This is a genomic window from Burkholderia ubonensis (assembly GCF_001718695.1).
Lineage (GTDB): Bacteria > Pseudomonadota > Gammaproteobacteria > Burkholderiales > Burkholderiaceae > Burkholderia > Burkholderia ubonensis_B.
On record NZ_CP013421.1, the window covers coordinates 1,111,103 to 1,134,228 of the forward strand.

A 23,126-nucleotide genomic window follows, 5' to 3' on the forward strand; every position below is an offset into this window, starting at 1 on the left:
CGGGTTCCCCTGTAATGACATATCAGCGATCGGCGCCGAACAGCGGGCGGCCGATGCGGCGCAATCCGTGCGTCGAGCGGTGATGCGACCGGGCCGGATGCTTGAAGCCGGTGTCGGTCGAGTGATCGTGCGCGTCGGGCATCGACGGCACGTCGCGTCGTTCCTGTGCGATCCGGGCGGCGAGCATCGCGAGCGACGCGAGCGTGACGAGCGGCATGAACTGGAACGACAGATGCGGCACCAGCACGAGGCCGGCGAGCGGCATGACCCACATCAGCAGCAGCCACTCGCGATCGAAGCGCCGCCAGCCGTGCGTCCACGCATAGCGTGCGTACCACGCGATCAAGATGCCGTACCACGCGAGATCGCAGTCGATCAGCGACGGGCCGGCCAACAGGCTCGCGCAGACGAGCGTCGCGGCGCGCAGCGCATACGAACACGCGCCGCGCCACGCGTACCCCACGACGAGCGCGGCGGCCGCGCCGGACAGCAGCTGCAGCGTGCGCGCCAGCGCGGCCGGCCATCCGGCGTACGCGGCCAGCGCGAACACCGTCGGCATGCGCGCGAGCTGCGCATGGCCCGCGTCGACGTTGCGGTATGCGTCGGCGATCCCGTGTCCGAACGCGATCCACGTCTCGAAGCCGAACGCGAGCGTCGACAGCACGACGCCCGCGGCGAGCGTCGCGGCCCATGCCGCCAGCGCGCGCCATTGCGCGGCGCACAGCAGCGCGAGCGGGAACAGCGCGGCGAGCTGCGGCTTGACCGTCAGCAACGCGAAGCAGATGCCCGCCGCGACCGGGCGCCGGTTCAGCGCCAGCAGGCCGAGGCCCGCCAGCGCCGCGCTCGCGAGGCTCGTCTGTCCGGCGAGCAGCGCGACGAACGCGCCGGGAAACGCCAGCGCACACAGCAGCGCGGCGTCGCGCTGCACGGTCGCGCGGATCGTCGCGGCGAACAGCATCCACGTGAGCCCGAGCCAGATCGCGAGCGCGCCCGGATACGGTAGCCAGCCGAGCGGCGCGACCAGCAGCAGCATCGTCGGCGGGTAGAGCCACGGTGCGGAGCCGCCGGCGAGATTCAGCGTCGGAATCGCCAGCCGCTCGATCGCGAACAGCGACGGAAAATGCCATGCGTCGAGCGCGCGCCCGTGCGCGGCGAGCCACGCGGCGCTCCACAGCGGCGCGAAATCCTGCGCGAGCGGCTCGGGCACCGACGTATGCGAGCCGTGCACGCGCGCGAGATAGACGCAGACGAACAGCAGCTCGGTCAGCAGGGCCGCCGCCGCATACGTGCGCACGCGATCGCGATTGAGCCAGTGCGGATGGCGGCGCGGGCCGGCGATCGGCAGCTCCGGATGAGCATCGATCGCCGAGCCGCCATGCAGCAGGAAGCGCGGCGCCTTCATTGCCGTTCCCGCGGCGGCAGCGCGACGCGCCGCACGGTGATCAGCAGCACGGCGAGCAGCACGACCGGGCCGATTTGCGGCCACTTCGTGATCCGGTTGAACACTTCGAACACCGGCAGCAGCCACGCGAGCACGACCACCGGCTGGTCGCCGGGCAGCCAGCCTTCGTCGAGGCCGTACGCGACGACGCAGAACACCGCGATGCCGAGCCACGGCAGTTCGTAATGCCACAGGTACGGCGTCGTCAGCAGCGTCGCGGCTGCGAGCGCCGCGCCGCGCAGGCGCATGTCGCGCGTGCGGCGCCACACGGAGATGGCCGCGGCCATCGCGAGCAGCGCGACGGCGCCCTGCACCGCGAGCGACACCGCGATGGACGCGCCGGCGAGCCGCAGCGCCGCGAACGGCGACGGCGACACGAACCAGTACGCGGGAAGCGTGAAGTGCATGCCGCGCACGATCGACAACGCGTGAGCGAGGCCCTCCAGCGAGCCTGGGCCGGTCAGTGCGAAACCGGCCGCGGTGAACAGCGTGGTCGTGACCGCCGCCGCGCCGAACGCCCGCCACGCGCGCGTGGCGATCAGCACGAACGGGAACACCGTCGCCATCTGCGGCTTGATGGCGAGCAGTCCGATCAGCACGCCGGCTACGATCGGGCGCGGGCCGAGCAGGTGCAGCGCGAGCGCCGCGATGCCGGCGGTGAGCAGGCCGTTCTGCCCGTACAGCACGCACGCGCAGACGGCCGAGTAGCCGAGCACGACGAGCACGGCGGCGCGCGGCACGGGCAGGTGCGCACGCAGGCCCGACAGTCGCAGGACGGCGTACGCATAGCATAGAAAGCTGCCCGCGAAAAAGAGGAAGAAGGCGGGCAGAAACGGCACGAAAGCGAGCGGCACGACGAGCAGCAGCATCGTCGGCGGATACAGCCACGGCAGCGACTGGTGACCCATGTAGGCACCGAATTTCGCGACCTCGGCCCGTGAGAAGAACACGGGATCGTAGACGGCTGCGGCATGACCGTGCAGCACCAGATGCGATGCACTCCAGAACACGGAGAAGTCGACGCCGGGGCGGGCGGTGGTTTGCGCCGTGAACGCGTCGGTGGTGACGGCCCATGTGATCACGAAGCCCACGCACAACAGCAGCATCGCGCAGCTGTACGGCACGACCCGGTCGGCCGTCAGCCATTGAGCACAGCGTGTCGCGCGATAGCGCATTCCATCATTGGCCGTGTACATGATGCCCCGTGTCTGGTGAATGCCGCGTGGTGTGCGCGCGGCTTTTCGTGTTGTCGTGTATCCGGATCGAATCGCATTCGATGGCGCTGTCCGGTGAATGCATTGTTGGAGAAAAAATCGCACGACGCAAACCGCGGCCGGAAACGCGCGATGTCGATGCGGCAGTTCTTCGGCCGAAAACGGCGTTTTTACGTCAGAGCAATCGGTCGCCGCGCAATTCATGTTTCTCGCTTGAAACATTCCGCGTTTGTCGCTGCTTCGGGACTGCATCGAATACGCGTCGGATGAATGGCGTCGCGGGTTCGGGAAAGTCCCGAGAAAATTTTTCGAACCGCCCTGGCAGCGCGCCTGCGCCCGGCCGACGCGCGCCGATGCCCGCCGCGCATATATCAAATCTGAAACATTTCGGGTGTCGCACTGCCGCCGGCCCGGCGCATGGATCGTCGGAATCCTTGCTGCGCCTCGATTGTCGGTCGGCTGGCCTGCTCTTTGCGTCTAGGGCCGCACGGCAGGCGACGATGCGAGCCGCGACCGGTTGACGCAGCAGAACATACCGGAGCGCCTCACCCGTGCAGGACGATGGACCGCAAGCGCGTCGGGGAATACGGCGTAGTGGTCCACGCAGCGGCGGGCAGCATCGTCGACCGATCGATCGAGCGAGCGTCAGCATCGTTCGCGCAATAAGAATCAGATGACAGCATTGGGGAATAAAAATGACAGACCACAGCACCACGCGGCTCGCATGCCGCGACGGGAACCTTCAGCAGTATCGACGCGCTTGCGTCGGTCATTCAATCCGCGGCCTTGTGCAGGACGGCAGCCGTGCCGTCCGGTTCGATCGTGATGTATCGCCGATCGTTCCACGCATGTGCAGCGCACACACCAGCTCACCGATGTCTCCAGGTCCGGATCGGCTCGCAGCCGGCCGCACCCGTCGCTGAGCCTCGGCTCCGAGTTTCTTTGTAGTACCGGTGGTACCCGCTCCCCGCGTCTATTCCAGACCACGGGGTTTTCGTAGCAGTGCAAAAGGAGAGTAGCCATGTCCACGTTCATCCAGAAGGTCCGCGGTTTCGTTCAAGACGAGCAAGGCGTGACGGCCATCGAATACGGCCTGATTGCCGCGCTGATCGCAGTCGGCCTCGTTGCCGCGCTGACGCTGGTCGGTAACGACCTGAAGACTGTGTTCAACACGATCGCAGACGACCTCAACGCGGCGATCTGAATGACGGGGCGACGAACGGCTGGTCCGGCCCGTTCGTCGCCATGTCGTCCGTCGAGCAAGGCCGGACATACCAAGCAACGAATGTCTGATGGACCGAATGGCGGATGGCTCGGCCGGTGCGCTCCGCGAGCCGTCTCCCGCTCGGTCGATCAACCGGATCGGAGGCCGTCATGCGCGCCAGGGTACTTGCAGTAGCGGTATCGCGATGGATCGACGACGAGCGAGGGGTGACGTCGATCGAATACGCGCTGCTCGCAGCGGTGTTCGCGACCGTCGTGCTCGGCGCCGTGGTCGCGCTGAAGGGCTCGGTTCAAGGCGCGTACGACGCGATTGCGTCGATCGTGACCGCGGCGGTGAATACCGCGCTCGGGCAGTAATCCAGATCGTTTCATTTAACCGAGGTTCGCCATGTTGCCAGTTGCGCCGCCTTATCCGGTTCCGTTGTGCGTGACGCTGCTCGTGATCGTCGCGGCGAGCACGGACCTCGCGAGCCGCCGCATCCCGAACCGGCTCGTCGTCGCAGGGCTCGCCGGTGCGCTGGTCGCGCAATGTGCGCTGCACGGCGTGCCGGCCGGCGTGCTCGCATGGCTCGCCGGCGCCGCGACCGGGCTCGCGCTGCTGCTGCCGCTGTACCTGATGCACGGGATGGCGGCCGGCGACGTGAAGCTGATGCTCGCCATTGGCGCATGGGTTGGCGCGCAGATGACCTTCTACATCGTGCTCGCGACCTTCGTCGCGGGCGGCGTCGGTGCACTCGGCTTCGCGCTGCTGCGCGGCCGCATGCGCCGGATGTGGACCAACGTGTGGATGCTGGTCGCGCATCGCGCCGCCGCGCCGCTTGCAGGGGCAACCGACGGCCCCGTCGAATCCGCGTCGGTGGGGGCGTTGCCGTACGGCGTCGCAATCGCCGCGGGCACGCTGGGGATGTTGTTCGCATCGTGCGCATAGCGCGGCGTATCCGCAACGAGGATGGAACGAACATGAACACGAATCCCACCGAACCGAAACGCGACGCGCAGGTAGCGCATCTGCCGCAGCCGTCGCCGCAGCGGGAAGCGCATGCGAAGCCCGACACGCAGCTGCCGCCGGCGCCGCGCTCGATCGCGGAAACCGGGCTGAGCCAGACCTTCGTGGCTGGGCTCGTGCTGAAGGCGACGCTGGTGCTCGGCCGCCCGTCGTACGGCGATCTGATCGACCGGCACTGCCTGCCGATCTCGGTGCTCGACGACGTGCTCGCGTTCCTCGTGCGCGAGCATCTCGTCGAGATCACGCATCGCGGCACGACCGATCTCGACGTGTCGTTCCGTCTGACCGACGCCGGCCGCGTCGCGGCGCTCGAAGAGCGCGCGCGCAGCAGCTACAGCGGGCCGGCGCCGGTGCCGCTCGATGCGTATCTCGCCTGCATCGACGCGCATTCGGTGCGCAAGCTGCGCGTCGCGCAGAACGACGTGTGGGCCGTGTTCGACGGCGTGATCATGGACACGTCGATCCTCGACGCGGCCGCCGCCGCGCTGAACGCCGGCCGGCCGCTGCTGATCCACGGCCCTGCGGGCAGCGGCAAGACCTTCCTCGCGGAGCGCCTCGGCATGCTGATGCGCGGCGACGTGCCGGTGCCGTACGCGATCTACGCGGGCGGCGAGATCATCCAGATCCACGACCCGCTCGTGCACGTCGACGCGGCGCAGCAGCCGGACGGGCAGTCGGTCGACCGCCGCTGGCGGCTGTGCGAGCGCCCGATGGTGATGTCCGGCGGCGAGCTGACGCTCGACGAGCTCGACCTGCGGCGCGAAGACGCGTCCGGCTGCTACCAGGCGCCGCCGCACGTGAAGGCCAACATGGGCATGTACGTCGTCGACGACCTCGGCCGCCAGCGCGTCGAGCCGCGCGACCTGCTCAACCGCTGGCTGCGGCCGCTCGATCGCGGCGTCGACCTGCTGACGCTCGGCTCGGGCAACCGCTTTCTCGTGCCGTTCGACGTGTGGCCGGTGTTCTCGAGCAACATCGCGCCGTCGCAGTTCGGCGACGACGCGTTCCTGCGCCGCCTCGGCTCGAAGCTCTACGTCGGGCCGATGGAGATCGAGGACTACCGCACGGTGTTCGACGCCGCGTGCGAGTCGCTCGGGCTGGTGTCGTCGCAGGACGCCTTCGACTACCTGCTGCACCGGCTGCACCTGCCGACCGGCAAGGCGTTCCTCGCCTGCTTCCCGGGCGACCTGCTGCGTCTCGTCGCCGCGTCGGCGCGCTATCGCGGCGATCCGCCCGAAGTGACGCACGACGCGCTGCATGACGCCTGGGCCAGCTATTTCGGCGCGGCGCCGGAGCGCGACGGCGGGTATCTGCCGCCGGGCGAGCGCGGCGGTCGCACGCGCGTCGCCGGTTGAGCCGTTTCATTCACGATCTGTCGAGGAGCATTGCCATGAAAAACACTCGCGCAATCTTGATGCTGGTGGTCGCGATGGTCGCGGGGCTTGCCGCGGTCGTGTTCGCGTCGCGCTGGCTGATGAACACGTCCAACGGTTCGGTCACGTCCGTCGCGGTCGCGACCACCGACCTCAACCTGGGCGAGCCGATCGGGCCGGCCCAGATCCGCACCATCAGCTGGCCGACGGGCAGCGTGCCCCCGGGCGCGTTCACCGACACCAAGTCGCTCGAAGGGCGCGTCGTGCGCACGAGCCTCGCGCGCGGCGAGCCCGTGCTCGAAGCGAAGCTCGCGCCGCTCGGCACGAAGGGCGGGCTGTCCGCCGTGATCGGCGCGGGCAACCGCGCGATCACGGTGCGCGTCAACGACGTCGTCGGCGTCGCGGGCTTCGCGCTGCCGGGCAACTACGTCGACGTGATCGTCAACACCCAGGAGCCGGGCAAGACCGACAACCAGCAGAGCATCTCGAAGATCGTGCTCGAGCACATCCTGGTGCTGGCGGTCGCGCAGCAGGTCAGCCGCGACGACACGCAGCCGAAGGTCGTCAACGCGGTGACGCTCGAAGTGTCGCCCGAGCAGGCGGAGAAGCTCGACGTCGCGCGCAGCGTCGGCACGCTGTCGCTCGTGCTGCGCAACCAGGTCGACAAGCAGACGCTGAACACCGACGGCGCGACCAAGCTCACGCTGCTCGGCAAGGCACCGGTGCCCGATGCACCGCCCGCGCCGGCACCGGCCCGCGTGCGAACCGTGCGGGTGCACGTCGCGTCGCACGCGGCGCCGGCGGTGCGGCGCGACTGCATCGGCGTGCTGACCGGCGTGGCCGGCAGCGTCGAGTGTTTCTGAAGCCGCACGACAGGCCCACACAACAGATTAACCAGATCGGCCGCCGTCAGGGCACGGCGGCCTTGGAAGTCGACAACCGGCGCTGCGCCGGGAATTCGGGGGATCAGACGAAATGAAGATCAAACCGCAACACTCAGGTACCGGCCCGGTGCGCACACGTATCGCACGAGGCGCGATGATGGCCGCGATCCTCTGTACCGGAACGCTGACGGTATACAGCGCACTGGCGCAGGAAGCCGCCGAATCGGCGGCATTGACGAAGGGCGGCGCGAGCGCGCCGGCCGCCGTCGCGAAGGGACCGATGCAGATGACGATCAGCATGACGCCGGCGCCTGCGGCGGGCGCCGCGGCCGCCGCCGCGAACGGGCCGCTGCGCGGGCCGAACTGCGTCGGCGCGGTGCGTGAATCGACGTCCGTCAGCGTGCCGCTCGGCAAGTCGATGCTGGTGCCGATGCCGGAGCCCGTGCGCAACCGCACGATCGGCAACCCGGCCGTCGCGCAGGCGACGATGGTGTCGCCGCAGACGCTCTACATCCTCGGGCTGTCGGTCGGCACGACCAACATGATCGTGCAGGGCAAGAGCGGCGCGTGCCGGATCATCGACGTGGCGGTCGGCGCCGACGCGGGCGGCCTGCAGGCGTCGCTCGGGCAGCTGATGCCGGGCGAGCGCGACATCCACGTGTCGACCGCGGCCGACACGATCGTGCTCGCGGGCAACGTGTCGAGCGCGCAGGCCGCGCAGCAGGCCGTGCAGATCGCGCGCGCCTACAGCGACAGCGCCGGCGGCGGCGAAGGCGGGACGGCCAAGGGCGGCGGCACCGTGCTCAACATGCTGACCGTGACCGCGCCGCAGCAGGTGATGCTCGAGGTGAAGGTCGCCGAGGTGTCGAAGACGCTGATCAACCAGCTCGGCTCGGCGTTCAACATCCAGGGCGGCTTCGGCTCGTGGAGCGGCGCGCTGGTGAGCAACCTGCTCGCCGGCGTCGCGAGCGGCATCGTCGCGAACAAGGCGAACAACCGGCCGTTCAGCGTCGCGGTGGACGCGCAGAACACCGACAACCTCGTCAAGATCCTCGCGGAGCCGAACCTCGTGACGATCAGCGGCCAGGAAGCGACGTTCCTCGCCGGCGGCAAGATCTTCATCCCGGTCCCGCAGAGCAATACCGGCGGCGGCTCGACGATCACGCTGCAGGAGGAGGAATTCGGCGTCGCGCTGCGGTTCCTGCCGACGGTGCTGTCGAACGGCCGCATCAGCCTGAAGGTCGCGCCGGAGGTGTCGGAGCTGTCGCAGACGGGCGTCACGCTCACCGCGACCAACGTCGCCGGCGCGTCGATCCTGCCGCTGATCACGACGCGGCGCGCATCGACGACCGTGCAGATGGCCGACGGCGAATCGTTCGCGATCGGCGGGCTGATCAAGGACAACGCGACGGGCTCGCTGAAGGCGGTGCCGGGCATCGGCGAAATCCCGGTGCTGGGGGCGCTGGCGCGCAGTACGTCGTTCCAGCAGGACCGCACCGAGCTGATCTTCATCATCACGCCGCACCTCGTGAAGCCGCTGCAGACCGCCGACGTGCCGCTGCCGACCGACAGCTTCACCCGGACGAACGAAGTCGACGTGTTCGCGACCGGCAACATGGAAGGCCGCCACGGCGTGCGCCGGCCGGCCGCGCAACCGGCGAACGGCGCCGCGGATGCGCCGCAGGCACCGGCGCCCACGCCCGCGCAGCAATCGGCTGCGCCCGCGGCGGCCGCGCCCGCACCGCGTGCCCCGGCGCCTGCCGACGCACCGGCGCCTGCCGCGGTCCAGCCGGAGAACGCGGCGGCAGCCGCACCGGCTGCGGCCGGTGCGGTGAGCGCGGCGCCGGCCGTCGCGCAGCCGCCGGCCGATGCGGCCAACGCAGCCCGTGTCGCACGCATCGAAGCCGCCGCCGCGCGTCTCGCGGCGGCCGCGGGCAGCACGCCGCCCCAGAAGCCCCGGCTGCCAGCCGCCGCCCACGCGCAGGTCGCGCGGGCGAACGCAGGCCCCCAGTCCACCGATCATTGAATCCACTCAAGGGGAAGCTCATGAAATCCGCCTACCTCGTAATCGTGCGCCGCATGGCCCTGGCCGCGCCGCTCGCCGCCGCGCTCGCGGGCTGCATGTCGTCGACGCCGGTGTGGGACGGCCGGTTCGGCGAATCGGTGCGCACCGTGATGCAAGCGCAGATCATCGATCCGCACGCCGCGGAGCACGCGCCGTCCACGCCGGCCGTGTCGGGCCACGCCGCGGCGTCCGCGCTCGACAACTACGACAAGTCGTTCAAGCAGCCGGAGCCGAAGGGCAATGCCTTCGTGATCGGCATCGGCAAGTCGGCGCAATAACAACAGGCAAGCTCAGGGAGAACGCCATGTCCAGCGCAGCTCGTCATCCGAAACTCACGCGCCGCAGTTTGCATCGACAGCGCGGCGCCGTCGCGGTCGTCGTCGCCGTCGCGCTGGCGGTGCTGATCGGGTTCGTCGGCCTCGCGCTGGATCTTGGCAAGCTGTACGTCACGCGCAGCGAGCTGCAGAACAGCGCCGACGCCTGCGCGCTGTCCGCCGCGCGTGACCTGACTTCGGCGATCAGCCTGTCCGTCGCGGAGGCGGACGGCATCGCCGCCGGTCACGTCAACTTCGCGTTCTTTCAGAAGAGCGCGGTGCAGATGCTGACCGATTCGAACGTCACGTTCAGCGATTCGCTGACGAATCCGTTCCTGACGAAGACGGCGGTTTCGACGCCGGCCAACGTCAAGTACGTGAAATGCACGGCCACGTTGAGCGGCATCGCGAACTGGTTCGTCGGCGTGTTGAACACGATGCCCGGCGTACAGGTCGCGAACGCGACGCAGGTGTCGGCGAGCGCGATCGCGACCGTCGCCGCCGGGCAGACGACCTGTGCGATTCCGGTGTTCGTGTGCCGCGCCTCGTCGGCCGCGCCGTACAAGGTCGGCGACTGGATCTCGTCGCCGTCCGGGTCGTCGTCGACCTACGGCCCCGGCAACTTCGGCTGGGCGGCGCTCGATGGCTCGACCAACGAGACGACCATCGCGAGCGAGCTGTCGGGCAACACCTGCAACATCACGTCGCCGCCCGATCTCGGCTCGACCGGCTTGAAGTCCGCGTCGCTGCGCGCCTGGAACACCCGCTTCGGCATCTATACGAACGGCGCGAACGGCTCGAGCGGCCAGCCCGACTTCACCGGCTATGCGTACGTCGGGCCGAAATACGGGCCGCCCGGCACGCCGGGCATCGTCGGCGATGCGTACACACAGTTCGTGCTCGATCGCGCCAGCTTCAAGTCCTACCAGGGCGACGGCGCGCCGCCGGCCGGCAGCGGCATCGCGACCAACGGGACGGCCACCGCGAGCAACTATCAGACGTACGGCGGCGATCGCCGGCTCGCGCTGGCGCCGGAGGGCGACTGCTCGACGCTGTCGGGCAGCAGCAGCAAGCTGCACGTCACGCAGTGGGACTGCGTGCTGATGCTCGATCCGTTGCCGTTCAGCCCGGGCGCGGGCGGCGTGGTCGCGCACCTCGAATATCTCGGCTCGACCGCATCGGGCTCGACACCTTGCGCGACGCACGGGCTGCCGGGCGTCGGCAGCTCGGCGGGCGTCAAGGTGCCGATGCTCGTTCAATAGAGGAGACGCGATCATGAAAAGGCTTCCGATGCACCGTTCGCGCATGCGCGGCGTGGCCGCCGTGGAGTTCGCGCTGGTGCTGATCCCGCTGATCGTGCTCGCGACCGGCGTGGCCGAGTTCGGCCGCGCGATCTACCAGTACGAGGCGCTGACCAAGTCGACCCGCGACGCCGCGCGCTACCTGTCGACCTACCTGTCGAGCGATCCCGCCTATCCGCTTGCGGCGGCGCAGTGCCTCGCCGTCTACGGCAGTACGACCTGCGGCGCGACGGGCACCGAGCTGGTGCCGGGGCTCACCACGTCGATGGTGATCGTCTGCGACGCCGCGCACACGCCCGACTGCGCCGATGCGTCGGATCCGCCGCAGTTCGCGAACGTGGCGACCTACGACACCAACAACGGGGCGTCGAGCGGCACGCCGTCGGGGAGCATCAACCTGGTCGAGGTGAAGATCAAGGGCTACAAGTACCAGCCGATCCCGGCGTTCCCCGGCCTGCCGCAGATCACCTTCGGCAACATCGTCACCGTGATGAGGCAAGTGTCATGAAACCGCGCACCCGTTCCCCGCTGTGCCGCCGCAACGAGCGCGGCGCGACCGTCGTCGAGTTCGCGCTGGTCGCGGCGATCTTCTGCACGCTGCTCATCGGCATCTGCGAGTTCGGCCGCGTGCTGTTCTACTGGAACACCGCGAGCGAGGCGATGCGCCTCGGCGCGCGCACCGCGACCGTGTGCGACGTGAACGCCGCCGGCATCGTCAAGCGCGTGAAGTCGATGCTGCCGATCCTGGCCGATGCGAACGTCGCGGTGACCTACACGCCGTCGGGCTGCGACGTGAGCAGCTGCTCGTTCGTGACGCTGAGCATCACGAACCTCACCGTCAAGACGATGGTCCCGTTCGTCAACGTCGCGCTCACTATGCCGCCCTTCACGACGACGCTCCCGCGAGAGAGCCTGAATTCCTCGACCGGCGGATCAGCCTGTCAATAATTGCACGACGAGGCACAGTCATGATCAATATCCTCGTAGCTTCCGACGACACGGCCCGGCTCATGCGGATCGCGCGTCTCGTCAGCGACGCCGGCCGCTACCGCGTCACGCGCGCGGCCGGCCGGCCTTCGCAGATCGAGCATCGCACCGACGGGCTCGACGCGTTCGACATCCTGCTGATCGACAGCGGGCAGATCGATGCGGCTGAGCTGGCGGCGCTCGAACGCATCTGCCGGCAGCATCCGGGCCTGACCGGCATCCTGGTGAGCGCCGACGCATCGCCGCAGATGCTGCTGGACGCCATGCGCGCTGGCGCGCGCGACGTGCTGCAGTGGCCGATCGACACGGCCGCGCTCGCCCGTGCGCTCGAACGCGCGGCCGCGCAGAGCACGCGGCGCGACAGCGGCGACACCCGGATCGTGTCGTTCATGTCGTGCAAGGGCGGCTCGGGCACGACGTTCGTCGCGAGCAACGTCGCGTACGAGATCGCCGAGACCTTCAAGCGTCGCGTGCTGCTGATCGACCTGAACCAGCAGTTCGGCGACGCGGCGTTCCTCGTCTCCGACGAGACGCCGCCGTCGACGCTGCCGCAGCTCTGCACGCAGCTCGAACGCCTGGACGGCGCGTTTCTCGACGCGAGCGTCGCGCGGGTCAGCGACACCTTCCACGTGCTGGCCGGCGCGGGCGATCCCGTGAAGGCGGCCGAGATGCGCGACGACGCGCTCGAATGGATCCTCGGCGTTGCCGCGCCGCGCTACGACTTCGTGATCTTCGACGTCGGCCTGAGCCTCAATCCGGTATCGATGGTCGCGCTCGACCGCAGCGACCGGATCGGGCTCGTGCTGCTGCCGACGATGCCGCACGTGCGCGCGGGGCGCCGGCTGCAGGAAATCCTGATGTCGCTCGGCTACTCGAGCGACCAGCTGCGGCTCGTGGTGAACCGGATGACGCGCACGGGCGAGCGCACCCGCACCGCGCTCGAGGAAGTGCTCGGCATGCACGCGAGCACCACGATTCCGGATGACGCCGACACCGTGCGCGAAGCGATCGACCAGGGGTATCCGGTGTCGCGCCTGGCGCGCACCGCCGGCGTCGCGCGCGCGGTGCACGCGTGCGCGAAGCAGATCGTCGAAGGCGACGTGCGCACCCAGCCCGACGCGGCCAGCAGCGAACCGTTGATGTCCCGGCTGTTCGGCCGCAAGGCCACGCCGAAGCTCAAGTCCATGTGAATCTTTCGGGGAAACCATCATGTCATTGCGCGAACAGATGTCGTTGTATCGGACCCAGGCGCCGGCAACGGGCGCGGAGTCGGCCGGATCGGGCCATCCGTCGGTACGCGACGCGTATCAGAAGCTGCGCCGCGAGATCCATGCCGCGGTGCTGGAACGTGTCGAGCTCGAGCGGCTGTCGCGCCTGCCGCAGGAGCAGGTCCGCCACGAGATCTCGATGCTGATCGCGCGCATCCTCGACGAGGACAGGCTGCCCGCGAACGACATCGAGCGGCGCCAGCTCGCGATCGACGTGTACGACGAGATGTTCGGCTTCGGCCCGCTCGAATCGCTGCTGCGCGACCCGAGCGTGTCGGACATCCTCGTCAACACGTACAAGCAGGTCTATGTCGAGCGGCACGGCCAGCTCGAATTGACCGACGTGACGTTCTACGACGACGCACACCTGATGAAGGTGATCGAGAAGATCGTGTCGCGCGTCGGCCGCCGCATCGACGAATCGAGCCCGATGGTCGACGCGCGCCTGCCGGACGGCTCGCGCGTCAACGCGATCATCCCGCCGTCGGCGATCGACGGCCCGCTGATGTCGATCCGGCGCTTCGCGGTGTGCCCGCTGAAGATGGACGACCTCGTGCGCTTCCAGAGCCTCACGCCGCCGATGGCGGAGCTGCTGGACGCGCTGTCGCGCGCGAAGGTGAACGTGCTGGTGTCGGGCGGCACCGGCAGCGGCAAGACGACGCTGCTCAACATCCTGTCGGGCTTCATTCCGCCGAACGAGCGGATCGTCACGATCGAGGACGCGGCCGAACTCCAGCTCCAGCAGCCGCACGTGCTGCGCCTCGAGACGCGTCCGCCGAACATCGAGGGCAAGGGCGAGATCACGCAGCGCACGCTGGTGCGCAACGCGCTGCGGATGCGCCCGGACCGCATCATCCTCGGCGAAGTGCGCGGCGCGGAGGCGCTCGACATGCTGAACGCGATGAACACCGGCCACGAAGGTTCGCTCGCGACGATCCACGCGAACACGCCGCGCGACGCGCTGACGCGCCTCGAGAACATGATCAGCATCGCCGGCCTGTCGCTGCCGCCGAAGACGATGCGCCAGCAGATCGCGTCGGCGATCTCGGTCGTCGTGCAGGCGGCGCGCCTGACCGACGGCAAGCGCAAGATCGTCAGCATCTCCGAGCTGACCGGGATGGAAGGCGACATCATCAACATGCAGGAGATTTTCACGTTCAGGCGCACGGGCGTGGACAAGGACGGCACGGTGCGCGGGCACTTCACCGCGACCGGCGTGCGGCCGAAGTTCGCGGACCGCCTGCAGGCGTTCGGCATCAACCTGCCGGACGCGCTCTACGACCCGTCGCGCCATTACGAGGCGAACTGACGACGGCCGGAGGCCTCATGGACTCGATCTTTTACGGTTTTGTGATTCTCACCTTCGTCGCGGTCGTGCTCGCGATCGAGGGCGTCTATCAATGGTGGAACGCGCGGCACGGCAATGCCGCACGCCGGATCGAATCGCGCTTGCGCGCGATGTCCGCCGGCGGGCAGGTGCAGAAGGAGCGGCTGTCGATCCTGAAGGAGCGCATGCTCAACGAAGCGAAGCCGTTCGACCGCCTGCTGATGGCGATGCCGCGCGTGCACTCGCTCGACCTGCTGCTGCAGCAGTCCGGCCTCGACTGGACGGTCGCCAAGCTGGTCGTGCTGAGCGGTGCGTTGTGCGCGGCCACCGCGCTGGTGCTGAGCGTCACGCCGCTGCCGCTCGTCGCGGTGCTGCCGGTCGCGCTGTTCGCCGGCTGCATCCCGACGCTGTACGTGACGCGGCATCGCCGCCGCCGGATGCGCAAGCTCGAGCGCCAGCTGCCCGACGTGTGCGACATGATCGCGCGCGCGTTGCGCTCCGGCCACGCGTTCACGAGCGCGATCGGGATGGTCAGCGACGAGTTTTCCGATCCGATGGGCGGCGAGTTCCGCATCACGTTCGACGAGATCAACTACGGCGTGTCGCTGCACGACGCGCTGATGAATCTCGCGAACCGCGTGCCGGTGCGCGACCTGCGCTACTTCGTGATCGCGGTGCTGATCCAGCGCGAGACCGGCGGCAACCTGGCCGAGCTGCTCGACAGCATCGCCGCGCTGATCCGCGAGCGCTTCAAGCTGTTCGACAAGATTCGCGTGCTGTCCGCGGAAGGGCGCATGTCGGCGTGGGTGCTGGGGCTGCTGCCGTTCGCCACCGCCGGCGCGATGATGGTGCTGAACCCGGAATTCCTGGCGGTGCTCTGGCAGGATTCGGCCGGGATCAAGATGGTCGCCACCACGCTGGTGTCGATGGCCTTCGGCGTGCTGTGGATGCGCCGGATCATCCGGATTCGCGTCTGACGCGTGTCTCAGGCTTCACGAACCGATTCGAGGCTGTCATGCAAAACCTGAGCGTAGTACATACCGTGATGCTCGCCGGCTTGTTCCTGTTCGTCGCGGGCGGCGTGCTGGTCGCGATGCTGCTGTTCGTGCCGCGCAACATGCAGCGCCGCCTGCAGCAGGCCAGCGGCGCGAGCGTGGCGGTCGGCGCGGCCGGCGCCGGAGCGGACGACGCCGGCGCGCCCGGCCCGCGCTGGATCGCGCGGCTCGTCGAGCTGTCGCAACCGATCTCGAAGCTGTCGGTGCCGAAGGAGGGCTGGGAGGACTCGCCGCTGCGGGTCCGGCTGATGAACGCCGGCTGGCGCGACCCGAGCGCGGCCGGGCTCTACTTCACCGCGAAGACGGTGCTGGCGCTGACCTTGCCGGGCGCCGCGCTGCTCGCGCTCGCCACGACGCGGCTCGCCGATCAGCGCATGCTGCTGTCGTTCATCCTCGTCGCGCTGGCCGGCATCGGCTACTACCTGCCGAACTTCGTCCTGTCGCGCCGCATCACCAAGCGTCAGCGGACGATCTTCGAGGATTTCCCGGACGCGCTCGACCTGCTGACCGTGTGCGTCGAGGCCGGGCTCGGGCTCGATGCGGCGTTGATGCGGGTCAGCGAGGAGCTGCGCTTTCGCAGCGAAGTGGTCTCGGGCGAACTCGACCTGATGCTGCTCGAAATGCGCTCGGGCTTCACGAAGGAAGCCGCGCTGCGCAATCTCGCGCTGCGCACCGGCGTCGAGGACATCGAATCGTTCTGCGCGATGCTGATCCAGGCCGACCGCTTCGGCACGAGCATCGGCGATTCGCTGCGCGTGCTGTCCGACATGCTGCGCACGCGGCGGCGCATGCGCGCGGAGGAGCGTGCGGCGAAGATCGCGCTGAAGCTGCTGTTCCCGCTGATCTTCTGCATCTTCCCCGCGCTGATGGGCGTGCTGCTCGGGCCGGCGATGATTCATGTGTACCGCGTGCTGCTGCCGAGCTTCGCGACCATCGGCCAGTAAGCGGCGCGGCGCGGCCGGCCGCGCCGTGGATCGGCGCGCCGGCTGCGCGGCATCGCGAGCCGGCACGGCAACCGTCTTCATGGGAGGCTCGTCGTCCCCCGGGCGGCGTCGCGAGACAGGCCGATCATAGCGGCGTCAACGCAACCCGGACCCATGGTCGACCCTGGACGTGGCCGTAGTCCACCGCCCGCGCGGGTGGCCCCCTACGGCCATTGGAACGCACGGCGCGCGTGCGAGCCACGCGCGATGCGGCGCGCGCGAGCCGCGATCGCGTTGCACGGCCCGATGCCGTCCGTCACCCGTCACCCGTCACCCGTCACCCGTCACCCGTCACCCGTCACTGAAAGTGATGCACGTACCGTAGCACCATCCGCGTGCCCTGCGGGCGGTTGCGCGCATAGGTCTCGAAGTAGGCGTTGAACATCACGTGGTCCTGCGGCGAGAAGCTGTACATCGCGCCCGGTCCGATCGCGAACACCGCTTCCCGCGTGCCCGCCACGTCCTGCCCGTTCGCCTTCATGTCGGTGGTCTGACGCAGCCAGTAGCCGTTCAGCCCGAGCCGCAATCCGGGGCGCACCTCGTACTCGGTCGCGAAGTTCGCATGCACGGCCTGACCGGCCTGCGTCGACGTCACGTCCGGCCCGAGCGAGGCGGCCGGCGCGTGATTGGTTGCATTCCACAAGTAATGCAGCCGCCACGACACGGTCCACTTCGGCGTGATCCAGAAGGTGGCGGCCCAGTACGGATCGAACGACCAGAAATGACTGCCCGGATTGATCGCGCGCGTGCGGTCGTACGCGCCGGTCGGCGCGATGAACTGGAATTCCACCCGCTGCGCGAAGCGCGGTCCGTGCGCGCCCATCACCGGGTCGAACTGCACGAACGGGCCGATCAACAGATCGCCGAAGCCCGCACGCGCGTTCAGCGCGACGTTGCCGATGCCGTCGTCGGTATGGACCGAGCCGACCCACGGCAGGATCACGTCGAGCCCCGGATGCATGCCGCCGAACGTCAGCGGCGCCTGGTAGACGAGCTGGCTCAGCCCCGCGAACAGGTCGATGTCCTGCTTCGGCAGCCCGACCTTGTTGCCCGCGTTGTCGTTGACGCGGCCGGCCGTGTAGTACTCGAGGTACTGCGTGCCGTACCAGCCGGAGCCGGCCGGCGGCAGCCCGTCGACGAAGCTCGTCATCCCCAGGTTGACCGACGGCAGGTCGGCCGCCTGGGCCGGCGCGTGGACGGCCAGGCCGGCGACCACGATGCCCGCGATCGCGAGCAGGCGAGAGCCGCAATTCTTCATCACCACCTCCTGTTGCGTTATGAGTAGAGCCGGTCAAACGGCGCGTGCGAGATCCGGGTGCGCGCAGAGCGCGCGATATTCGCCGGCATGGAAGACCAGCGGCGCCTTGCCGAACGCGTCGAACGCTTCGATCCGGCCGATGAACAACAGGTGGTCGCCGCCTTCGTAATGGCCGACGTTGCGGCACACGAAGCGCGCGCTCGATCCGTGCAGGCACGGCACGCCGCCGGCTTCGGCGTCGTCGTGCGGCACGCCGTCGAACTTGTCGGCGCGCGGCGTCGCGAAGCGGCGCGACAGCTCGAGCTGGTCGTGCGCGAGGATATTGATCGCGAAGTGCGTGGCCGCAACGAAATCCGGCCGGCTCGGCGCCACCTTGCGCAGGCTCCACAGCAGCAGCGGCGGATCGAGCGACAGCGACGAGAACGAATTGGCGGTAAGCCCGACCTTGCGGCCGTCGGCGGCGCGCGTGGTGATCACGGTGACGCCGGTCGGAAAATGCCCGAACGCGGCGCGCAGTTGCAGCGGATCGACGGCGGCGAGAGGGGAGGAAGCGCTGGCGTTCATCGCGCTTGCTCCGAACGTGCCGCGTGTTCGCGGATCATCGCGGCGCACGCGGCCGGCTCGAACCACCACGGCGCGAAGCGGCGCGGGTCGTCGAAGCCGTCGACGAGCGTCGCGGCCAGCGTCGGATACTGGCCGGCCGCGCCGAGCAGTTCGAGCACGTGCGGCGGCGGCGGCGTGAGCAGCGAGTTGGTCCAGCGCACGACGTGCTGCGCGTAGGCCCAGTAGCGTTCGAACGTGTCGTGCATCCAGCCTTCGTCGAACGGCGCGGCCTCGCGCGTGAGGATCGCGTCGCCGTAAACCTTCGCGCATTTCGCCGCGTTGTTCGAGCCCTGCCCGGTGATAGGGTCGTTCACGACCACCGCGTCGGCCATGCCGAACACGGTGCGGCCCGACGGCAGCCGCAACAACGGCTTGCGCACGGTCGGCGTGAAGCGCCCGGCGAGCGTGCCGTTCGGATCGGTCAGCTCGACGTCGCGGCAGCGCTCGAATTCCCACGGCACGTAGCGTTGCAGGAACGACAGGCTGCGGTCGAGGTGCTGTTCGGGCGTTTTCACGTCGGCCCAGCAGTCGAGCGGGCCGCCCGGAGTGCCCTCGAACACCATGATCTCGCACGGGCCGGTCGTGGTCAGCGCCGGAAACACGAAGTATTCGCCGATGCCGGGCAGCAGGTTGAAGCGCACGCGCGCATACGGCTGGCTCGGCGTCATGCCCTTCACGTAGGTCAGCGCGAGCGCGCGTTGCGGGCGCTCGAACGCGCTGCGCGCGTCGTCGCGGCCCAGCAGGTTGACGATTTCGCCCTTGCCGGCCGCGAGCAGCACGAGATCGTGGCTGATCGCGAGCGCTTCGAGCTCCGCTATGCCGACGTCGCAGATGCGCACGTCGGCGCCGCGGTCGCGCACCGCGTCGAGCCAGTCGGCCATCTTCACGCGCTGGTCGACCGACTGCGCGTAGCGGGTCAGGCGCGACGACCAGTCGATCGCCTTGCGGCCGCCGCCGTCGGGATGCGGCACCGCGACGCCGATCCCCTCGATGGACGGGCACGCTTTTTCCCAGTGGTTCAGGCCGGCATCGCGCTCCAGCTGCAGCGCGGTGTGGAACATGCATTGGCTCGACATCACCTTGCCGGAGCGGATCTGCTGCGCGTCGCGGTTGGTCGCGAGCGTGACGTGATAGCCGTGGTCGAGCAGCGTGAAAGCGAGTTGAAGGCCGGACTGGCCGGCACCGACGATGGCGATGCGCTTCATGATGAAATCCTTGGTATGACGAATCAATCGGGTCGTGATGCGGCGCGGCGCAACGGCTTGCCGCTATTGCGCGAGCTGCGGGATCGCAGGCACGGCCTGCTCGGGGCCCATCGCGGAATAGCCGCCGTCCACCGCGTAGTCGGCGCCGGTGACGAAGCTCGCCGCGTCGCTGCACAGGAACGTGACGACCTGCGCGACTTCCGACGGGTCGCCGACGCGCCCGAGCAGATGAAACGGCGCGGCCACGCGGTCCGTCTTCGCGCGGTCGCCGTGCGTCATCTCGTCCATCACGCGCGACCAGGTCCAGCCCGGCGACACCGAGTTCACGCGGATCCGGTCCGCCGCGAGATCCATCGCCATGCTGCGGGTGAGCTGGCGCATCGCGGCCTTCGAGGTCGGGTAGAGCCAGCGGCCCGTCTGCGCGCATTGCGCCGAGATCGAGCTGAAGTTGACGATCGCGCCGCCGCCGCGCCGCACCAGGTGCGGATGCACGGCCTTGACCAGCATCGCCGCCGATACGACGTTGACGTCCATCGCCGCGAGCCAGTCGCGGCGCGTCGCGCGGATGCCGTCGTCGACGTAGCTGCATGCGAGGTTGATCAACAGATCGATCGCGCCGAAGCGCTCGACGACGGCCGCCACCGCGTGCTCGATCGCATGATCGTCGGTGATGTCTGCGGCGATGAACATCGCGCGCTCGCCGAGCGTGTCGGCGACGCGCGCGCCGTTCTGCACGTCGAGGTCGACGATCGCGACGCACGCGCCGGCGCGCACCAGATCCTGCGCGACCGCCGCGCCGATCAACGTGGCGCCGCCGGTGACGATCGCGACTTTGCCTGCCAGAGCTGTCATGGGGTGTCTCCTGGAATGATTGAGTGAAGGCGACGCGCTCGCGCTGCGGGCCGTCGCTCGGGCGCTTACGCGCTGTCGCGCCAGCGCTGCATCAGCCGGTTCGACGGCACCGTTTCGTCGAGCAGCTTGCGCGCCGTCTCGACGCCGGCGACCGGCAGCCCGGCCGCGTCCAGCAAGCCGATCTGCACGAGCACGCTGGCCTGGTCCCAGTAGATGTGCTCGTGATACAGCTTGTCGCCGCGGAACTTGACGATCGCGACGAGCGGAATCTCGACGCGTTTGCCGGTCGGCGCGACGCCGGGCAGCATCCAGTCGATCTCGGTGGTGTGGGTGAAGCAGAACAGCAGTTCGTCGACGATCTGGCTCGCGCCGATCGTGCGCGAGATCGGCGTGATCGTTGTGTCGGGCGGGTTCGCATGCACGAAGTGATGCGTGTAGAAGCGCTTGAGCTCGTCGTGACCGACGCCGCCGGTCAGCGTCGGGATATGGTTCACGTACGGTTGCGCGACCATCGTGGCCATCGTCGCGTCGACGTTGCGCGTGTCGAATTCGTGGCGCAGGTGTTCTTCCCACAGTGCGGACAGATCGTAGTGCGGGCCGAGCGCCGCACGGAACGCGGCGATCGCGCGCTGATGCGCCATCACGGCGGCCGCCTTGTCGAAGTGATCGCCGCCGCTGCGCGCGAACGCATGGTCGACGCCGGGATACACGTACACCTCGACGCCATCGCGGCCGCTCAGCGCTGCGGCGATGCGCGCCTGCGCGTCCAGTGGGCAGAAGCGGTCCTGCGCGGCGATCTGCAGCACGAGCCGGCCGCGCACGCCGGCCGCCTCGTCGAGCGCGTGCTCGATCCCGACGCCGTAATAGCTGACCGCGGCCGCCACGTCCGGCAGCCGGCACGCGGCCAGATAGGCGAGCTTGCCGCCCAGGCAGAAGCCGAGCACGCCGGCCTTGCCCGTGCACTCCGGCCGGCCGGTCAGCGCGGCCAGCGCGGCGGCGACGTCGTCGACGCCGTCGTTTTCGTCGTAGTCGCGGTACAGCGCCATCGCGCGCTCGAAGTCCGGCGCGGTGTAACCGAGCTCGATGCCCGGCGCCTGACGCCAGAACAAATCGGGCACGAGCACCGTATAGCCTTCTTCGGCGTAATAGTCGGCCACGTCGCGCATCGTCGCGTTCGCGCCGAAGATTTCGTGGCACAACACGATACCGGGCCCCTTGCCGGCCGCCGGCGTGCTCAGATACGCGCGAAACGCGCCGCCGTGCGGCGACGGAACCTCGATGTGTCGTCCTTTCATGCGTCCCTCCCTTCGGTGCGTTGCTTGGATGGACCCAGTATTGGCGGACGAAATTGGCACTTCTATCCGCTTTCTTCGGCCGGTATCCGCGGATTCCGGAAACCTGCGGCGCGCCATGCGGCGCTGCGGCCGGCGCGCGGCGCACTGCGGGTATGTGCGGATGCGGAAGACCCGCGCAGTTTTCTACGATGCGCGAACGGTCCGCTTCTTGCGTGATGGGCGTGGGGCTTGCGCGCGCGACGGCGCGGACTGTCCGGATAGTCCGGGTGCTATCCGGATCGTGCGACGCGCTTCCCAGGAATCGGGAACACGTGCACTGCGCAAGTGCGATCGGGCACGACGGGAGAACTTCGATGGGGCAATTTACGGGAACGGGCTGGCTGGGCGAGGCCGCCTGTTTCAATCGCGACACGCTGTTGCTGCAGTCGAACGACGTCGACGAGGTGCGCGCGCGCGTGGCCGACGTGTTCAAGCCGCATCGGCTCACGCCGACCGGCGCCGCGCACGCGCTGCACGGCTGCATGCATCACGCGCGCTGGGGCAACCTGTCGCTGAACCTGCTCGACTACGGCGGGCAGGTGGCGATCGAGCCGGGGCCGCTCGAACACTTCTATCTGCTGCAGATACCGTTGCGCGGGGATGCCGAGATCGAGTGCGGCGCGGCACGCTTCGTGTCGTCGCCCGACACCGCGTCGCTGCTGTCGCCGACGTTGCCGGTCCGGATGCAGTGGGGCGACGCGTGCCCGCAGGTGATCCTGCGCGTCGAGCGCGAGGTGATGGAGCGGCATGCGCGGCGCCATTTCGGCGACGAGCACCGCGCGCCGGTGGAGTTCGAGCCGGAGTTCAGCCTCGCGTCGCCGCAGGGCGCGTGCCTCGCCCAGATGCTGCCGATGCTGGCCGACGCGATCGCAACCGACGGGCATCCGTTGCGCCATCCGCTCGCGTTCGAGCAGTTGGAGTCGACGCTGCTGAACCTGCTGCTGTACGGCCATCCGAACAGCGCACGCAACCGCGCACGTCCGGCGCCGGCGCCGCTCGCGCCGTTCTACGTGCGGCGCGTCGAGGAGTACATCCGCGCGCATCTCGACGAGCCGTTGACGATCGAGCGCCTGGCCGAATTGGCGGGCGTGAGCCCGAGCACGCTGTTCGCCGGGTTTCGCAACCGCCACGGCAGCACGCCGATGGCGTATCTGCGCCAGTTGCGGCTGCAGCGCGTGCGCGACGAATTGCTCGACGACGCGACGCCGGGGCTCGCGTCGGTGACGGACATCGCGCTCAAATGGGGCTTCGCGCACCTCGGGCGGTTCGCGATCGAATACAAGCGGGCGTTCGGGGAATCGCCGTCGGCCACGCTCCGGATGCGACGCGCGCGATGCTGACGGGGCGATGACAACACACGCGCGGTTGCGAAAGTCTCGCACATGCGTGAAGTGCGAGCTTGACGCAGGTCACGAACGCGGACGATGCCACC

22 protein-coding genes are annotated in these 23,126 nt (G+C 68.9%); 15 read left to right on the forward strand and 7 right to left on the reverse strand.

Features of this window, described 5'->3' with window-relative positions; all coding sequences use genetic code 11:
- Positions 1-22 precede the first annotated feature (22 nt).
- On the reverse strand, positions 23-1,402 hold the full coding sequence (locus WJ35_RS19570) for a glycosyltransferase family 87 protein (RefSeq protein WP_069239740.1): 1,380 nt from the start codon (positions 1,400-1,402) through the stop codon (positions 23-25).
- Complete coding sequence (locus WJ35_RS19575; protein WP_069239741.1) at positions 1,399-2,637, reverse strand: glycosyltransferase family 87 protein; 1,239 nt, start codon at positions 2,635-2,637, stop codon at positions 1,399-1,401. Before WJ35_RS19575 ends, WJ35_RS19570 begins: the two co-directional genes overlap by 4 nt.
- A gap of 1,039 nt (positions 2,638-3,676) precedes the next feature.
- Here WJ35_RS19575 and WJ35_RS19580 point away from each other — a divergent pair.
- The 14 genes from WJ35_RS19580 (at position 3,677) to WJ35_RS19645 (ending at position 16,403) form a co-directional block, all read left to right on the forward strand.
- Complete coding sequence (locus tag WJ35_RS19580) at positions 3,677-3,859, forward strand: Flp family type IVb pilin (RefSeq protein ID WP_011880534.1); 183 nt, start codon at positions 3,677-3,679, stop codon at positions 3,857-3,859.
- Positions 3,860-4,029: 170 nt separating this feature from the next.
- On the forward strand, positions 4,030-4,236 hold the full coding sequence (locus WJ35_RS19585) for a Flp family type IVb pilin (protein WP_011880533.1): 207 nt from the start codon (positions 4,030-4,032) through the stop codon (positions 4,234-4,236).
- Between the two features lie 31 nt (positions 4,237-4,267).
- Positions 4,268-4,807, forward strand: coding sequence for an A24 family peptidase (locus tag WJ35_RS19590; protein WP_069239742.1), 540 nt, complete (start codon positions 4,268-4,270; stop codon positions 4,805-4,807).
- A gap of 32 nt (positions 4,808-4,839) precedes the next feature.
- A complete protein-coding gene (locus WJ35_RS19595; RefSeq protein ID WP_069239743.1) occupies positions 4,840-6,240 on the forward strand; it encodes an ATP-binding protein in 1,401 nt (466 codons plus the stop codon).
- A gap of 35 nt (positions 6,241-6,275) precedes the next feature.
- Positions 6,276-7,121, forward strand: coding sequence for a Flp pilus assembly protein CpaB (gene cpaB, locus WJ35_RS19600; RefSeq protein ID WP_069239744.1), 846 nt, complete (start codon positions 6,276-6,278; stop codon positions 7,119-7,121).
- Between the two features lie 112 nt (positions 7,122-7,233).
- A complete protein-coding gene (locus WJ35_RS19605; protein ID WP_069239745.1) occupies positions 7,234-9,168 on the forward strand; it encodes a type II and III secretion system protein family protein in 1,935 nt (644 codons plus the stop codon).
- 20 nt (positions 9,169-9,188) lie between these two features.
- Positions 9,189-9,485: a hypothetical protein gene (locus WJ35_RS19610; protein ID WP_069239746.1), complete on the forward strand. Its 297-nt coding sequence runs from the start codon at positions 9,189-9,191 to the stop codon at positions 9,483-9,485.
- Between the two features lie 26 nt (positions 9,486-9,511).
- Positions 9,512-10,783 (forward strand): pilus assembly protein TadG-related protein, encoded by a 1,272-nt coding sequence (locus tag WJ35_RS19615; protein WP_069239747.1) that lies wholly within the window; start codon positions 9,512-9,514, stop codon positions 10,781-10,783.
- 43 nt (positions 10,784-10,826) lie between these two features.
- Positions 10,827-11,330 (forward strand): TadE/TadG family type IV pilus assembly protein, encoded by a 504-nt coding sequence (locus WJ35_RS19620; protein ID WP_196222105.1) that lies wholly within the window; start codon positions 10,827-10,829, stop codon positions 11,328-11,330.
- Positions 11,327-11,770, forward strand: coding sequence for a TadE/TadG family type IV pilus assembly protein (locus WJ35_RS19625; RefSeq protein ID WP_069239749.1), 444 nt, complete (start codon positions 11,327-11,329; stop codon positions 11,768-11,770). The genes WJ35_RS19620 and WJ35_RS19625 overlap by 4 nt, the downstream gene beginning before the upstream one ends.
- 20 nt (positions 11,771-11,790) lie before the next feature.
- Positions 11,791-12,999, forward strand: a complete 1,209-nt coding sequence (locus WJ35_RS19630) for an AAA family ATPase (protein WP_069239750.1) — start codon at positions 11,791-11,793, stop codon at positions 12,997-12,999.
- Positions 13,000-13,018: 19 nt separating this feature from the next.
- A complete protein-coding gene (locus WJ35_RS19635; protein WP_069239751.1) occupies positions 13,019-14,386 on the forward strand; it encodes a CpaF family protein in 1,368 nt (455 codons plus the stop codon).
- A 17-nt stretch (positions 14,387-14,403) separates the two neighbouring features.
- Complete coding sequence (locus tag WJ35_RS19640) at positions 14,404-15,381, forward strand: type II secretion system F family protein (protein ID WP_069239752.1); 978 nt, start codon at positions 14,404-14,406, stop codon at positions 15,379-15,381.
- Between the two features lie 38 nt (positions 15,382-15,419).
- Positions 15,420-16,403, forward strand: coding sequence for a type II secretion system F family protein (locus WJ35_RS19645; protein ID WP_069239753.1), 984 nt, complete (start codon positions 15,420-15,422; stop codon positions 16,401-16,403).
- A 337-nt stretch (positions 16,404-16,740) separates the two neighbouring features.
- On the opposite strand, the gene WJ35_RS19650 is transcribed toward WJ35_RS19645, so the two are convergent.
- The 5 genes from WJ35_RS19650 to WJ35_RS19670 all read right to left on the reverse strand — a co-directional run bounded on the left by WJ35_RS19650 (position 16,741) and on the right by WJ35_RS19670 (position 21,655).
- Positions 16,741-17,700 (reverse strand): SphA family protein, encoded by a 960-nt coding sequence (locus tag WJ35_RS19650; protein WP_069223906.1) that lies wholly within the window; start codon positions 17,698-17,700, stop codon positions 16,741-16,743.
- A 33-nt stretch (positions 17,701-17,733) separates the two neighbouring features.
- Positions 17,734-18,264, reverse strand: a complete 531-nt coding sequence (locus tag WJ35_RS19655) for a flavin reductase family protein (protein WP_011880519.1) — start codon at positions 18,262-18,264, stop codon at positions 17,734-17,736.
- Positions 18,261-19,508, reverse strand: coding sequence for a styrene monooxygenase/indole monooxygenase family protein (locus WJ35_RS19660; protein WP_069239754.1), 1,248 nt, complete (start codon positions 19,506-19,508; stop codon positions 18,261-18,263). The genes WJ35_RS19655 and WJ35_RS19660 overlap by 4 nt, the downstream gene beginning before the upstream one ends.
- 63 nt (positions 19,509-19,571) lie before the next feature.
- Complete coding sequence (locus tag WJ35_RS19665; protein WP_059494706.1) at positions 19,572-20,360, reverse strand: SDR family oxidoreductase; 789 nt, start codon at positions 20,358-20,360, stop codon at positions 19,572-19,574.
- A 65-nt stretch (positions 20,361-20,425) separates the two neighbouring features.
- On the reverse strand, positions 20,426-21,655 hold the full coding sequence (locus WJ35_RS19670; protein ID WP_069239755.1) for a dienelactone hydrolase family protein: 1,230 nt from the start codon (positions 21,653-21,655) through the stop codon (positions 20,426-20,428).
- Positions 21,656-22,008: 353 nt separating this feature from the next.
- Here WJ35_RS19670 and WJ35_RS19675 point away from each other — a divergent pair, with 353 nt between their 5' ends.
- On the forward strand, positions 22,009-23,034 hold the full coding sequence (locus WJ35_RS19675; protein WP_059559897.1) for an AraC family transcriptional regulator: 1,026 nt from the start codon (positions 22,009-22,011) through the stop codon (positions 23,032-23,034).
- Positions 23,035-23,126: the final 92 nt, after the last annotated feature.